We start from the raw sequence: 13,737 nt of genomic DNA, 5'->3' as shown, positions 1-13,737 counted from the left end.
GACGGCGTTGTGCAGCGCCGTCGCATAGGCGGCACCGCACGCAGCGGCCGGAACGGGATGCGAGCGGCGCCATCGTGGTCTCCGAGGTACAGACGGCGACGCACGGTGAGCAGGCGAACGCTGGAAGGCTGTGCAGGCAGCCTCCGGGCCGTCGGCGGACGGGGGTCCGCGGGCGCGCTGGGGCATTCGCCGGCGTTGGGCAGTGGATGACCAGCGGCTTCACCGTCGGCAGCGCCGGACAGGGCAGCACCGGTACCGCCTCAGCCGAGGTGGCGCCGGCACCGCCGTACCCCGGTGACGCCTTACCGAACGGCCGGCGGCCGGGCGACCGAGTGGCTGATCCCTTCGACCGATGGCCACAGTCCCGCGTGGGACTCGAAGGAGAGGGGAGACGCCGATGACCGCGATGTCGGTTGGCCTGGCCCTGATCGGATTGCTGATCGCCGGACTGCTGGCCTGGATCGGCCTCACCCTCTCCCGCCGGAAAGCCGTCGACACCGCCCGGCAGGAGGTCACCCAGCGCGAGGAGGCCGCGAGCGCCAAGGTCGCGGCGGACCTGGTCCGCCGGCAGGCCGAGGAGGACGCCGCCGTCCTGCGGGCGCGGGCCGAGGCCGCCGAGCAGCGCTCCGAGGAGATCCGCCGCGCCGCGGAGGACCGGGCGTCCGAGGTACGGCGGGACGCGGAGCAGCGCGCGTCCGACGTCCGCCGGGAGGCCGAGGCGGAGGCCCAGTCGATCCGCGACGACCTGCGTGAGCAGCGGCTCGAGATGGAGCGCCGCGAGCACCGGCTGACCGAGCGCGAGGAGCGGCTGGACGAGCAGCACCGCGGGATCGAGGAGCGCCAGCTCGAGCTCAACGCCCAGCTCACCGGGCTGGACCAGCGCAAGGCCGAGATCAAGGACCTCGAGGACGAGCGGCGACGGATCCTCGAAAGTGTCGCGAACCTGACCACCGAGCAGGCGAAGGCCGAGCTGGTCGCGGCGATCGAGGACGAGGCGAAGCGGCACGCGCACAGCATCGTCCGCGAGATCGAGCGGCAGGCGCTCGACGAGGGCGAGACGAAGGCGCGCAAGATCATCACCGGCGCGGTGCAACGACTGGCCTCGGAGCAGACCAGCGAGTCGGTCGTGTCGGTCGTGCATCTGCCCAGCGACGACATGAAGGGCCGGATCATCGGGCGCGAGGGCCGCAACATCCGGTCGTTCGAGCAGACCACCGGCGTCAACCTGATCATCGACGACACCCCGGAAGCGGTGCTGCTGTCCTGCTTCGACCCGGTCCGGCGGGAGACCGCGCGGCTGACCCTGGACTCGCTGGTGCTGGACGGCCGGATCCACCCGAGCCGGATCGAGGAGATCTACGAGCGCAGCAAGGGCGAGGTCGCCGAGTTGTGCGAGCGGGCCGCCGAGGACGCGATGGCGGACGTCGGGATCACCGACCTGCACCCGGAGCTGATCCGGACGATGGGACTGCTGCGCTACCGGACGTCGTACGGGCAGAACGTGCTGAAGCACCTGGTCGAGTCGGCGCACATCGCCGGGATGATGGCGGCCGAGCTCGGGCTGGATCCGAAGCTGTGCAAGCGCGGCGCGTTCCTGCACGACATCGGCAAGGCGCTCACGCACGAGTCCGAGGGCAGTCACGCGATCGTCGGCGCGGAGCTGGCCCGCAAGTACGGCGAGAACGACGACGTCGTGCACTGCATCGAGGCGCACCACAACGAGGTCGAGGTCCGGACTGTCGAGGCCGTGCTGACGCAGGCGGCGGACGCGGTGAGCGGCGGGCGGCCGGGTGCGCGGCGAGAGTCGCTGGAGGCGTACGTGCAGCGGCTCGAGCGGCTCGAGGAGATCGCGATGCACCACGACGGCGTCGAGAAGGTGTTCGCGATGCAGGCCGGCCGGGAGATCCGGGTGATGGTGCTGCCGGACGCGGTCGACGACATCGCGGCGCAGGTGATGGCCCGCGATATCGCGAAGCAGGTCGAGGAGGAGCTCACGTACCCGGGCCAGATCCGCGTGACGGTGGTCCGCGAGTCCCGGGCGACGGAGGTCGCGAAATAGTCATCGAGCCCGCGACGCGCGCCGACGTCGACCGGATGGTCGGCGCGCTGACGGGCGAGCCGGTCGCGCAGCACCACATCCGGGCTCGTTGGGACCTCCAACAGTCCGGCGACGCTGTCTACCTGCTGGCGCGGCGCGACGGCGAGATCGTCGGGCAGACGGTGCTGCTCCGGCACTCGAAATACGCGGAGGTCCGTGCCGACGCGGATCCGGCCGAGATCAACGCCCTGCACGCGTACGTGCCGCGGCAGGGCATCGGTACGGCGATCATCCGCGCCGCCGAGGAGATCGCCGCGGGGGAGTGGAAGCGCTCGGCGATCGGGCTCGGCGTCGGATTCGACAACGCCCCGGCCCGTGCGCTCTACAAGCGCCTCGGATACGAACCATGGTCGGGTCCGCAGGTGATCGACGAATGGACCGAGCAGGCCGCGGACGGCACCGTCGTACGGACGCACAGCGACCCGTGTGAGTACCTGCTGAAGACGTTCTAGGCGACGCTGACCGTTGACGCCGTGAAGGTGTTGCACGCCGACGGCGAGCCCGCGTCGAAGCCGCGACGGGTCCACCGGCTGTGGGACTTGGCGCTGCCGTGGTCGCGCTGCGTCCCCCACTCGTCGCCGCGATGGCTGATGGTCCACAGCCAGCGCTCCCGCCACGATCCGCTGACCGGGAAGAAGGTCTTGTCGGCGCCGAGGTAGGCGCCGCTCAGGCAGGACGCCTGGAGTTCGATCCGCCGGCTCTCCAGCAGCGGGGCGTCGACGCCGTTCAGGTACGCCGAACGCGTCGCGGAGGCGTCGCTGATACCGGCCAGATGCTGGATGTGGTGGCCGTACTCGTGGGCGACAAGGTGGGCCATCGTGGTCCGCGCCCACAGCTTGTTGTACTTGCGGTAGTTGTCGATATCGAAGGTCGCGTTCATCGAGATCACGCCGTTGCCGCAGTACGCCGCCGAGTCCTGCACGTCACACGCGGTGCGGGTCTTGCCGGTGAAGATGTCCAGGCGCGGCGACCGGAAAGTGAAGCCGGCCTTCTCGATCACGGGCTTCCAGACCTTGTCGAGGCAGAGGATGTAGTCCGCGTAGTACTTGCGCACGTTGGCCACCGAGGTCGGACGGATCGACGGTTCCTTGCACCGCGAGGCCGGGAGGCGGCCGACGCGGTAGAGCGGGTTCTGGGCAACGATCCGCTGCTTCGCCGCCAGCATCACCTTGGTCGAGTCGACGGTCGGCGTGGTCCGCGTCGGGCTCGAGGCTGTTGGAGTCGGAGTTGGAGCTGCAGTAGGGGTAGGTGATGGCGAAGGCGTCAGAGCCGCCAGCGTCCCACCGGCGCTCGGCAGGTCGTCACTTCCGCCCGCCTGCCGTACGACAACCACCGCGGCCGCCGCGACGACGACAACAGCAGCAACCAGCCCAACCCGCGCATTCACGGGCGGCAGCCTAGCTGCGGGCAGGGCTCAGTGTCGGATCAGTGACCCTGCTGATCCCGCAGATGCGACGGCGTCACGTCGATCGGGTCGTCGGCGACGCGCCGCGGCGGGTCGGTGCGGTACTGCCGTTCGACCTCCGGATCGATGACGGGACGTTCGCCGCGCGGACGCCGGTTGGCGAGGCGGTAGGACAGCCAGATCCCGGCCGCGCCGCCGAGCATGACGATGATGCCGAGCGCGGTCAGGTTGAACGTGTCGGACGTGTCCCGGACGGCGAACGCGATGACGGCGCCGATCACGACGAGTGCGATTCCGGCCCCGATCCGCATAACTGCTCCTTCCGAACAGGGAGTAACTGATCTCACTCCCTGTGCCCAGAGCGGGCGGGCGGTATGCGTCAGCGGAAGGCGGACTGGCCGGTCAGCGCTTGGCCGATGACGAGTTGGTGCACCTCGGAGGTGCCCTCGTAGGTGAGGACCGACTCCAGGTTGTTGGCGTGCCGCATGATCGGGTACTCGCCGCTGATCCCGTTGGCGGCCAGGATGGTGCGGCACTCGCGGGCGATCGCGATCGCCTCGCGGACGTTGTTCAGCTTGCCGACCGACACTTGCTCGGGCCGCAGCGTGCCCTTCTCCTTCAGCCGGCCGAGGTGGACGGCGAGCAGGACGCCCTTGTTCAGCTCGACGGCCATGTCGGCCAGCTTCGCCTGCGTCAGCTGGTACGCCGTCAGTGGCTTGTCGAACACGATCCGCTCGCCGGCGTACGCGACCGCGGTCTCCAGGCAGTCCCGGGCCGCGCCCATCGCGCCGAAGATGATCCCGAACCGGGCCTCGTTCAGGCAGCCGAGCGGGCCGGACAGGCCGCGGGCCTCCGGCAACATCGCGGACGCGGGCAGCCGGACGTCGTCCAGGACCAGCTCGGACGTGACGGACGCGCGCAGCGACATCTTCTGCTTGATCTCCGGCGCCGAGAAGCCGGGCGTCGAGGTCGGTACGACGAAGCCGCGGACACCGTCGTCGGTGCGGGCCCAGACCACCGCGACGTCGGCGACCGAGCCGTTGGTGATCCACATCTTCGAGCCGTTCAGGACCCAGTCGGCACCGTCGCGGCGGGCGGTGGTGCGCATACCGGCCGGATTCGAGCCGAAGTCGGGCTCGGTCAGGCCGAAGCAGCCGATCGCCACGCCCGCGGACATCCGGGGGAGCCACTCGGTCTTCTGCTCGTCGCTGCCGTACTTCCAGATCGCGTACATCGCCAGCGACCCCTGTACGGACACCAGCGACCGCATCCCCGAGTCGGCCGCCTCGATCTCGAGACACGCCAGCCCGTACGCGACCGGTCCGAGGCCGGCGCACCCGTACCCGGTCAGATGCATCCCGAGGAACCCGAGCGAGCCGAGCTCCTTGGCCAGGTCCCGTGCCGGGATCGACGCCGTCTCGAACCATTCCGGCAACGAAGGCCGCAACCGCTCGTCCGCGAACCGCCGAGCGGTCTCCCGGACGTCAACCTCCTCCGAGCTCAGCAGGGAGTCGACGTCCACCAGGTCCAACGAAGCAGGCATGTGCTCACGCTAGCCGCTCGAGCCCCCGGCAGGCTGTGCGTCGGCTCACTTGCGGTACCAGGGCCACCACCAGTGGCGTTTGCGGGGGTGGCGGACGACGACGCTGGCGTGGTGGGCCCTGCCGGTGACGTGGAGCCGGACACCGCCGGGGCGTGGGGCGACGGCCCGGTTCTTGGCGCTGCTGTGGTTGGCCTCGACCTGGTCGATGTCGACGCTCCACCCTTCGGGGATCACCATCACCACCGAGCTGTGGATCGCCTGCGCGTCGACGTAGATGTCGGACCAGTGCACGACGGCGTCGGTGAAGTCGAGCTTGACCGACGAGTGTTCCGCGATCGCGGTCAGCCGCTCGGGGACGACCCACGCGCCCTCGCGCTTCTGTGCGCTGTGCCTGGCCCGCAGCGTCAGCTCCTGCGAGCTGCCGTGCGCGACCGGGACCAGGTCCGCGGTCGCGTTGCGAAGCTCCAGCTGGGTCTTGGCCGAGTAGATCTGGGTCAGCCGTTCGTCCATCTCCTGGAAGTCCAGCCGCCCGTCGGAGTGGGCTTCCTGGACCACAGCGGCGGCGCGTTCACGGTCGTTGTCGGATGCCCGGTGGTTCGGCGGCGGCTGCTCCAGACTCATGCCCCATAAGGTAGCGCCGCATCAGCCGACGAGGGACAGGAACCGGCCGACCACCGCCGACCAGGTCTTCTCCAGTTCGACGGCGTACCGTTCCGCGTCCGCCACGACCGCGTCCCGGTCGAATCCGAGCGACCGCAGCCGCTCCGGGGTCCACCGCCGTACCCGCTCGGCCTCCACCTCCGGATGGAACTGCACACCCCAGCTCTGCCCGATCCGCAGCATCTGGTTCGTGCAGCGCTCACTGGACATCAGCAGCACCGCATCGTCCGGCAGCCGAGTGATCTGGTCCTGGTGGCTCTCGACCGCGCGGACCGTGGACGGCAGCCCGGCGAGCAGTACGTCGTCCGCAGCGGCCGGCAGCACCGTCAGGGACGTCACGCCCTTCTCCGGCTGCCCGTACTTCCCCTGCACCTCACCGCCGAACGTGTGTGCCAGCAGCTGCGCCCCCAGACAGATCCCGAGCACCGGCACCCGGCCGTGTGCCGCGCGCAGCAGCGCACGCTCGGCCGGCAGCCACGGCGACCGCTCGTCCTCGTCCGGGAGCATCCCGCCGCCGAGCAGGATCAGGACCGCATGTCCGTCGACGCTCGCGGGTACGGGTTCACCGTCCCACGCCCGGACGACGACCGGGGCGAGGTCGCGTTCGTCCAGCCAGTCGAGCAGCCGGCCCGGTCCGCTGTCACGGTCGTTCTCGATGATGAGTACAGAAGTCACGCCGCAACGGTACGGCGGCGGCACACCGGGCACCGCCGTCCCGGGGTGGCGATTCCTGGATACTGAAGCACTGGGGGTGCCGATGGAGCCGGTCAGTGGATTCGTGCGCGCTGTTGTCGGAGACGTGGCGTTCGTCTTCGGCAAGGGCATGGTCGGCGCGTACCTGCTCGCCCGCCGCAACGGATGCGCGCGGCCGCAGCTCGACCTCCTGGTGCGGTCGCACGGCCAGTACGTACCGCTGTCGGTCCCGACGGGCACGGTTCCCGTGGTCGGCCGCTTGGTCGGGCTGGACGAGATCCGCCCCGCCCCGATGATCACGGTCGAGTTCACCCCCGGCGATACCGGCGCCGAGGCGCACCTGGCGGCGAACAACCCGGTCCTCATCACGATCACCGACGTCAGCCACCGCGAGTACGACGCGGTCGTGCTGACCACGTCGCTCGGCGCGGCGGCGTACGCGCAGCTGCCGCCGGGGTACTACCACGTGTCCGCTGTCGTCATCGACGAGTACGGCGACCTGCTGCAGGGGTATGGCGCCCAGCACAACCTGCTCGTGGAGAAGGGCGACGACCTGATCGTCTCGCTGTCGATCCGGACCGCCGGTGTGGCGGAGATCGCAGCGGCGCTCGAGACCGGTCCGCAGCCCGCGCTGGTCGGCCAGGACGGCGACGTCGTACCGCTCCTGGACCTGGTCCGGATCGGCCGCGCGCCGGACTGTGACCTGATCCTCGACCGCCAGGAGATCAGCCGGCACCACGCCGAGCTGTTGCGGATCGACGCAGCCGGCTACGAGCTGCGGGACCTGGGGTCCACCAACGGCACGCAGGTGAACGGCGTACCCGTCGAGACGGCGATGGTCGTCCACGGCGACGAGATCCGGCTGGGGGCGCTCCCGTTCCGCATGCTGGTGTCCTGACCTGGAACAATGGCGCCGTGAACCCGCGTAGCGTCGTCATCCTCGGCTCGACCGGCTCGATCGGTACCCAGGCGCTCGAGCTGATCGGACGGAACCGGGACCGCTTCCGCGTGCTCGCCCTGTCCGCGGGCGGCGGCAACGTCGGGCTGCTCGCGGAGCAGGCGCTCGAGTTCGAGGTGGAGGTCGTGGCGGTGGCCAGGGCCACGGTCGCGCAGGACCTGCAGCTGGCGTTCTACGCGGAGGCGCAGCGGAAGGGCTACGCGCAGGGCGAGTTCCGGATCCCGAAGATCGTCACCGGGCCCGACGCCGCCGGCGAGCTCGCGGCGCTGCAGTGTGACGTAGTACTCAACGGCATCACCGGATCGGTCGGCCTGCACGCGACGCTGGCCGCGCTGGACGCCGGGAACACGCTGGCGCTGGCGAACAAGGAGTCGCTGGTGATCGGCGGCCCGATCGTCACCCGGCGGGCCAAGCCCGGGCAGATCGTCCCGGTCGACTCCGAGCACAGCGCGATCGCCCAGTGCCTGCGCGGCGGCTCTCCGGACGAGGTCCGCAACCTGCTGCTGACCGCGAGCGGCGGCCCGTTCCTGGGCCGGCCGCGCGCGGAGCTGGCGAACGTCTCGGTCGCGGAGGCCCTCGACCACCCGAACTTCGCGATGGGCCCGGTCGTCACGATCAACTCGGCCACGCTGGTCAACAAGGGCCTGGAGCTGATCGAGGCACACCTGCTGTTCGGGATCCCGATGGACCGGATCGACGTGGTCATCCACCGGCAGCAGGCGATCCACTCGATGGTCGAGTTCACCGACGGCGCCACGATCGCCCAGGTCGGCGTACCGACGATGACCGTGCCGATCGCGCTCGCGCTCGGCTGGCCTGACCGGATACCGGACGCCTCGCCGCCGTGGAGCTGGGCCGAGGCGGGGACCTGGACCTTCCAGCCGGTCGATCACGCAGAGTTCCCGTCGGTAGCACTGGCCCGCGAGGCGGGCACCCGGGGCGGGACCGCTCCGGCCGTGTTCAACGCCGCGAACGAGGTCTGCGTGCAGGCATTCCGGGACGGCCGGCTGCCGTTCCCGGCGATCGTCGACACGGTGGCCCGGGTGGTGACCGATCACGACGTACCCTCGTATGAGGAACTGTCCGTCGACGACGTGCTCGCCGCGGACGCGTGGGCCCGGCAGCGGGCCCGGGAGATCACCGGAGTACAGGAGAACCAGCAGGTATGAGCGTGCTTCTCACGACCCTCGGCATCGTGCTGTTCGTCGTCGGGGTGCTGATCTCCGTGGCGCTGCACGAGCTGGGCCACATGCTCCCGGCCAAGGCGTTCGGGATGAAGGTCACGCAGTTCTTCGTCGGCTTCGGGCGGACCCTGTGGTCGACCCGGCGCGGCGAGACCGAGTACGGCATCAAGGCGATCCCGGCCGGCGGTTTCGTCCGGATCATCGGCATGATGCCGCCCGCCAAGGGCCAGGACCCGACGAAGGTGCGCAAGGCCAACACCGGCCCGATCCAGTCGATGGTCGAGAACGCGCGCTCCGCGGAGTACGAGACGATCGCGCCCGAGGACAACGGCCGGCTCTTCTACCAGAAGGTGTGGTGGAAGAAGCTGATCGTGATGGCGTCCGGGCCGCTGGTCAACGTGCTGATCGCCGCCGTGCTGTTCACCGGCCTCTTCACGCTGTACGGCGCGAGGGTTCCGCAGACCACGATCTCCACCGTCACCGACTGCGTGATCCCCGCCGACCAGGCGTCCGCGGACCGCAAGTGCCAGGACGGGGACAAGGTGTCGCCGGCCAAGCAGGCCGGGTTCCAGGTCGGCGACCGGATCGTCGCGTTCAACGGCACCAAGATCGACAGCTGGGACCAGTTGACCCCGCTGATCCGGGCGAACACCGACAAGGCCGCCACGATCGTTGTCGAGCGCAACGGCCAGCAGCTGACCCTGCAGACCAGCACGATCGTCAACCAGGTGCTCGACAAGCCGGGCTCGGACAAGTACGTCTCGGTCGGCTTCCTCGGCGTCTCACCCGAGAACAAGCTCGAGCGGCAGAGCGTCGGCTACGCGTTCGACCAGATGGGCACCTACACGGTCGCCACGGTGCAGGCCCTCGGCCGGTTCCCGGAGAAGCTGGTCGGCGTCGCGAAGTCGATCGTCGGCGGCGAGCGCGACCAGGACAGCCCGATGAGCGTCGTCGGCGCCAGCCGGGTCGCGGGTGAGATCGCCTCCAGTGACCTCGACGTCGGCGCGAAGTTCGCGAGCCTGATCATGCTGCTCGCCTCGCTGAACCTGTTCCTCGCCCTGTTCAACTTCATCCCGCTGCTGCCGCTGGACGGCGGGCACATGATCGGCGCGATCTGGGAAGGGATCCGGCGCGGCTTCGCGAAGCTGTTCGGCCGGCCGGACCCGGGGTACGTCGACGTGGCCAAGCTGCTCCCGATCGCGTACGTCGCGGCCAGTGTGATCGTGGTGATGGGTGTGCTGCTCGTCATCGCCGACATCGTGAACCCCATCAAGCTGTTCAACGGTTAAGTCAACGGTCAAGTCAACGGTTAAGGACACATGAGCATCAACCTCGGTATGCCGGCACTGCCGCCACCGACCCTCGCACCGCGTCGCAAGACCCGTCAGATCAAGGTCGGCAGCGTGCTGGTCGGCGGTGACGCGCCGGTCTCGGTGCAGTCGATGACGACGACACCGACCAACGACGTCAACAAGACGCTGCAGCAGATCGCCGAGCTGACCGCGGCCGGCTGCGACATCGTCCGGGTCGCGTGCCCGCGGCAGGAGGACGCCGACGCGCTGAAGGAGATCGCGCAGCACTCGCAGATCCCGGTCATCGCCGACATCCACTTCCAGCCGGGCTACGTGTTCGCCGCGATCGAGGCTGGCTGTGCCGCCGTCCGGGTGAATCCGGGCAACATCCGCAAGTTCGACGACCAGGTCAAGGAGATCGCGCAGGCCGCGAAGGACCACGGGACGTCGCTGCGGATCGGCGTGAACGCGGGCTCGCTGGACAAGCGGCTGCTGGAGAAGTACGGCAAGGCGACGGCCGAGGCGCTCGTCGAGTCGGCCGTCTGGGAGGCGTCGCTGTTCGAGGAGCACGACTTCCACGACTTCAAGATCTCGGTCAAGCACAACGACCCGGTCGTGATGGTGCAGGCGTACGAGATGCTCGCCGAGCGCGGCGACTGGCCGCTGCACCTCGGCGTCACCGAGGCCGGGCCGGCGTTCCAGGGCACGATCAAGTCGTCGGTCGCGTTCGGCGCGCTGCTGTCGAAGGGCATCGGCGACACCATCCGGGTCTCGCTGTCCGCGCCGCCGGTCGAGGAGGTCAAGGTCGGCCTGCAGATCCTGCAGTCGCTGAACCTGCGCGAGCGCAAGCTCGAGATCGTCTCCTGCCCGTCCTGCGGTCGCGCGCAGGTGGACGTGTACACGCTCGCCGAGCAGGTGACCGCCGGCCTCGAGGGCATGGAGGTCCCGCTGCGGGTCGCGGTCATGGGCTGCGTCGTCAACGGCCCGGGCGAGGCCCGCGAGGCCGACCTCGGCGTCGCGTCCGGTAACGGCAAGGGCCAGATCTTCGTCAAGGGCGAGGTCATCAAGACGGTCCCCGAGTCCGCGATCGTGGAGACCCTGATCGAAGAGGCGATGCGCATCGCCGAGCAGATGGAGACCACGGAGCCCGGCGAGCCCACTGTCAGCGTGAGCTGACCGAAGGCGCCGCCCGGCGCTGCGAAGACCTCGTCCGCCCGGTCGTTCCTCGCACCGTACGTCAACCTTCCCTGAAGGGCCGCCGACTAGGCTTCGGCGGGTGACCAGTTACCTGATCGTCAGTGCGATCCGTGCCGAGGCTCGTTACGTCCCGGATCACCTGCCCGTCGTCACCACCGGCGTCGGGAAGACGGCTGCGGCCGTGGCGACCGCGCGGGCCTTGGCCGAGCGGGACACCACAGGGCTGGTGGTGTTGAACGTCGGTACGACGGGGGCGCTCCGGGACGGCCTGTCCGGGCTGTACCTGCCGAGCACGGTCATCAATCACGACGTCAACGCCGACGCGATCAGGGCAATCGGGCTGGACCCGCAGGACGAACTGCCCGTCGACGGCGGCGACGGGACGGTGCTGGCGTCGGGCGATGTCTTCGTCACCGACCCCGCCGTACGGGCGCGGTTGGCGGAGCGGGCACACCTGGTCGACATGGAGGCGTACGGCGTCGTCTACGCGTGCCGCGCGTACGGCGTACCGGTCCGGGTCGTCAAGCACGTCTCGGACTCGGCCGACGAGTCGGCCCTGGACTGGCCGACCCTCGTCGACGCCAGCGCCAAGGTCCTGGGGAAGTGGGTCACCGAGAACACCGGCCAATTATCCTGACTTGACCTTGACCCTGGGGGCAAGGTTTAGCGTCGGGGTGAAGGAGGCGGGATGCGGATCAGTGATCTGGCGGCCGAGGCCGGTGTGACGGTCAAGGCGGTTCGGTACTACGAGGCGCAGGGTCTGCTCAAGCCGCGGCGGGAGGCCAACGGGTACCGGTCGTACGACGCGGACGACGTGGTCGTGGTGCGCGAGGTGAAGGCGTTGCTGAGCCTCGGGCTGACCGCGGAGCAGACGTATCCGTTCATCGAGTGCCTGCGGGCCGGCAACGCTCGCGCGGACGTGTGCCCGGCGTCGCTGACGGCGTACCGGATGCGGATCGCGGACGTGGACCGGCGGATCGCCGAGCTGACCGATCTGCGGTCCCGGCTGACCGACCTCCTGACCGACGCCGAGAACTGGAGAACGCCATGAGCGACCTGCCTGCTGTTGACGAAGCCACCTTCGACGAGGTGGTGCTGCGGTCCGAGAAGCCCGTGCTGGTGGACTTCTGGGCGCAGTGGTGCCCGCCGTGCCACCAGATCGCCCCGGTCCTCGCGCAGATCGGTGCCGAGCGCAACGACCAGCTGACCGTGGTGAAACTGAACTCCGACGAGAACCCGGCCGTCTCGGCCCGCTACCGCGTGATGGCCCTGCCGACGCTGATCCTCTTCCACCGCGGCGAGATGATCTGGTCCGTCGTCGGCGCCCGCCCGAAGCACAAGCTCCTCAAGGAACTCGACGACGCCCTGCTCACCGCGGTCTAGAGCGCTGTCTGCTGGTGGAAGGCGACGCGCCAGTCGCCGTGGACGTCCGTCCAGACCGTGCTCGCGTACGCCGGCAGGTGCACCTCGCTGCCGTCGACCAGGGCCGTGACGTCGACGCGGTAGGTGACGATCGCGGTGTGCTCGTCCACCGCGATCACCTGCTCGTCGCTGCGGTCGGTCTTCACGAACGGGTTGTGGTTGATCCGGATCCCCGGCACGGCGGTCGCCTTGTCGATGATCCCGAACTTGGTCACGGCGACCGCGTCGTCCAGCAGGTACTTCTCGTAGAAATCCCCGTCACCTTCCCGGTTCGCCTTCCACAGCAGATCCTCGAGCTCCAGCAGCTTCTCTCTCATGTCATCCATGCTGCCGGCCCCCTAGGACACCTGCAGTCCTAGCTCGAGTAGACCTCGACAAGAATCCCGTGGGCTCCTCGATTGACTGGTAGCCGTCTAGGATGCTAGCAATATAGCCATGGCGGATGATGCAGGCAAGAAGGTGCAGTTCAACGTGTATCTGCCGCCGGAGCTGGTGCGGCGGGTGAAGCACAAGGCGATCGACGACGCGGCGAGTCTGTCCGCGCTGGTCGAGCAGGCGCTGTCGGAGTACCTCGACAACCATGGGGAGGCCCGGGGATGAACGACCCGAGCAACGCGGTGATCAGGCCGTTGCGGTTCACGACCGACGTGGAAGCGATGCGCGCCTTCCTGGAGACGCTCGGGCTGCGGTCCCGGATCGAGTCCGAGCGCGGCGGCTGGGTCGACATGCTCGCGGGCAGCGGCATGGTCGCGCTGCACGACGCGGCGTCGAGTTCGACGGGCGGGCGGCCGGGGCAGACGACGCTGTCGTTCGAGGCGGACAAGATCGACGAGCTGAAGGGCCGGCTGGAGCAGGTCGGGTTCGTCGACGCGACGGTCTTCGACGAGGCGTACGGGCGGGTGCTGTCGGTGACCGCCCCGGACGGCGTGGTGATCTGGGTCGACGAGCGCACCGACGACCTGTACGGCTACAGGCTGCACGATGCGCGCCCCGACGAGCGCTGGTCGGTCACGCCGTACCTCACCGGTGCCGAGGAGCCGTCCTGGCGACGTTTCCTGGACGGGGTCGGCGTCAGCCGGCAGGTCCGGTTCGGACCGCCCGACGGGGAGTTCACGGTGCGGCTCGAGCTGACCACGACCGAGGACCTGGCCGACGTCCAGGCGCGCGCCGGCGGCACCCGGACCGAGGCCGGCCTGGAGATCGTGGACCCGGACGGGCAGCTCGTCGTGGTCCGCGGATGATCTCGGTACGCCGGGCCGAGCTTGACCTCGACCGCACGTGAACA

At 69.5% G+C, this 13,737-nt stretch carries 17 protein-coding genes; 11 read left to right on the top strand and 6 right to left on the bottom strand.

The genetic code is table 11. The features are described from left to right. Positions 1 to 397 precede the first annotated feature (397 nt). Positions 398 to 2,059, top strand: a complete 1,662-nt coding sequence (rny, locus tag ABZW60_RS23030; RefSeq protein WP_355479887.1) for a ribonuclease Y — start codon at positions 398 to 400, stop codon at positions 2,057 to 2,059. A 35-nt stretch (positions 2,060 to 2,094) separates the two neighbouring features. Beyond that, a complete protein-coding gene (locus ABZW60_RS23025; protein WP_355479886.1) occupies positions 2,095 to 2,550 on the top strand; it encodes a GNAT family N-acetyltransferase in 456 nt (151 codons plus the stop codon). Here ABZW60_RS23025 and ABZW60_RS23020 read toward each other — a convergent pair. The 5 genes from ABZW60_RS23020 to ABZW60_RS23000 all read right to left on the bottom strand — a co-directional run bounded on the left by ABZW60_RS23020 (position 2,547) and on the right by ABZW60_RS23000 (position 6,381). Continuing rightward, positions 2,547 to 3,485 carry a neutral zinc metallopeptidase gene (locus tag ABZW60_RS23020; RefSeq protein WP_355479884.1) on the bottom strand — a complete coding sequence of 313 codons (939 nt, stop codon included), beginning with the start codon at positions 3,483 to 3,485 and terminating at the stop codon, positions 2,547 to 2,549. The two genes, ABZW60_RS23025 and ABZW60_RS23020, sit on opposite strands and share 4 nt — an antisense overlap. A 38-nt stretch (positions 3,486 to 3,523) precedes the next feature. Beyond that, positions 3,524 to 3,814 carry a hypothetical protein gene (locus tag ABZW60_RS23015; protein ID WP_355479882.1) on the bottom strand — a complete coding sequence of 97 codons (291 nt, stop codon included), beginning with the start codon at positions 3,812 to 3,814 and terminating at the stop codon, positions 3,524 to 3,526. Positions 3,815 to 3,882: 68 nt separating this feature from the next. After that, positions 3,883 to 5,046 carry an acyl-CoA dehydrogenase family protein gene (locus ABZW60_RS23010; RefSeq protein ID WP_355479880.1) on the bottom strand — a complete coding sequence of 388 codons (1,164 nt, stop codon included), beginning with the start codon at positions 5,044 to 5,046 and terminating at the stop codon, positions 3,883 to 3,885. Between the two features lie 45 nt (positions 5,047 to 5,091). Beyond that, positions 5,092 to 5,667: a DUF1707 domain-containing protein gene (locus tag ABZW60_RS23005; RefSeq protein ID WP_355479879.1), complete on the bottom strand. Its 576-nt coding sequence runs from the start codon at positions 5,665 to 5,667 to the stop codon at positions 5,092 to 5,094. A 21-nt stretch (positions 5,668 to 5,688) separates the two neighbouring features. Beyond that, a complete protein-coding gene (locus ABZW60_RS23000) occupies positions 5,689 to 6,381 on the bottom strand; it encodes a type 1 glutamine amidotransferase (protein ID WP_355479877.1) in 693 nt (230 codons plus the stop codon). Between ABZW60_RS23000 and ABZW60_RS22995 the strand changes: the two genes are divergently transcribed. The 7 genes from ABZW60_RS22995 to trxA all read left to right on the top strand — a co-directional run bounded on the left by ABZW60_RS22995 (position 6,362) and on the right by trxA (position 12,413). Beyond that, entirely contained in the window at positions 6,362 to 7,297 is a 936-nt protein-coding gene (locus ABZW60_RS22995) for an FHA domain-containing protein (protein WP_355479875.1), read from the top strand. The genes ABZW60_RS23000 and ABZW60_RS22995 overlap by 20 nt on opposite strands. A gap of 17 nt (positions 7,298 to 7,314) precedes the next feature. After that, positions 7,315 to 8,526 (top strand): 1-deoxy-D-xylulose-5-phosphate reductoisomerase, encoded by a 1,212-nt coding sequence (dxr, locus tag ABZW60_RS22990; protein ID WP_355479873.1) that lies wholly within the window; start codon positions 7,315 to 7,317, stop codon positions 8,524 to 8,526. Beyond that, the gene (locus tag ABZW60_RS22985; protein ID WP_355479871.1) at positions 8,523 to 9,830 is read left to right on the top strand and encodes a M50 family metallopeptidase; all 1,308 of its coding nucleotides are present in this window, start codon (positions 8,523 to 8,525) and stop codon (positions 9,828 to 9,830) included. Before dxr ends, ABZW60_RS22985 begins: the two co-directional genes overlap by 4 nt. A 30-nt stretch (positions 9,831 to 9,860) precedes the next feature. Continuing rightward, positions 9,861 to 11,009, top strand: a complete 1,149-nt coding sequence (gene ispG / locus ABZW60_RS22980) for a flavodoxin-dependent (E)-4-hydroxy-3-methylbut-2-enyl-diphosphate synthase (RefSeq protein ID WP_355479870.1) — start codon at positions 9,861 to 9,863, stop codon at positions 11,007 to 11,009. Positions 11,010 to 11,109: 100 nt separating this feature from the next. After that, the gene (locus ABZW60_RS22975; protein WP_355479868.1) at positions 11,110 to 11,667 is read left to right on the top strand and encodes a nucleosidase; all 558 of its coding nucleotides are present in this window, start codon (positions 11,110 to 11,112) and stop codon (positions 11,665 to 11,667) included. 51 nt (positions 11,668 to 11,718) lie between these two features. Continuing rightward, positions 11,719 to 12,081 carry a MerR family transcriptional regulator gene (locus tag ABZW60_RS22970; RefSeq protein ID WP_355479866.1) on the top strand — a complete coding sequence of 121 codons (363 nt, stop codon included), beginning with the start codon at positions 11,719 to 11,721 and terminating at the stop codon, positions 12,079 to 12,081. Further along, positions 12,078 to 12,413, top strand: a complete 336-nt coding sequence (gene trxA, locus ABZW60_RS22965) for a thioredoxin (protein WP_355479864.1) — start codon at positions 12,078 to 12,080, stop codon at positions 12,411 to 12,413. The genes ABZW60_RS22970 and trxA overlap by 4 nt, the downstream gene beginning before the upstream one ends. Here the strand turns inward: trxA and ABZW60_RS22960 are convergent. Further along, entirely contained in the window at positions 12,410 to 12,769 is a 360-nt protein-coding gene (locus ABZW60_RS22960; RefSeq protein WP_355479862.1) for a nuclear transport factor 2 family protein, read from the bottom strand. The two genes, trxA and ABZW60_RS22960, sit on opposite strands and share 4 nt — an antisense overlap. A gap of 118 nt (positions 12,770 to 12,887) precedes the next feature. On the opposite strand from ABZW60_RS22960, the gene ABZW60_RS22955 reads away from it, so the two are divergent. Beyond that, entirely contained in the window at positions 12,888 to 13,052 is a 165-nt protein-coding gene (locus ABZW60_RS22955; protein ID WP_355479860.1) for a CopG family transcriptional regulator, read from the top strand. Beyond that, positions 13,049 to 13,693, top strand: a complete 645-nt coding sequence (locus tag ABZW60_RS22950; protein WP_355479858.1) for a VOC family protein — start codon at positions 13,049 to 13,051, stop codon at positions 13,691 to 13,693. The genes ABZW60_RS22955 and ABZW60_RS22950 overlap by 4 nt, the downstream gene beginning before the upstream one ends. Positions 13,694 to 13,737: the final 44 nt, after the last annotated feature.

It is taken from the genome of Kribbella sp. NPDC003557 (assembly GCF_040610805.1).
Lineage (GTDB): Bacteria > Actinomycetota > Actinomycetes > Propionibacteriales > Kribbellaceae > Kribbella.
Note: the sequence above shows the minus strand (reverse complement) of the source record. Positions and strands in the feature narration are given on the sequence as shown.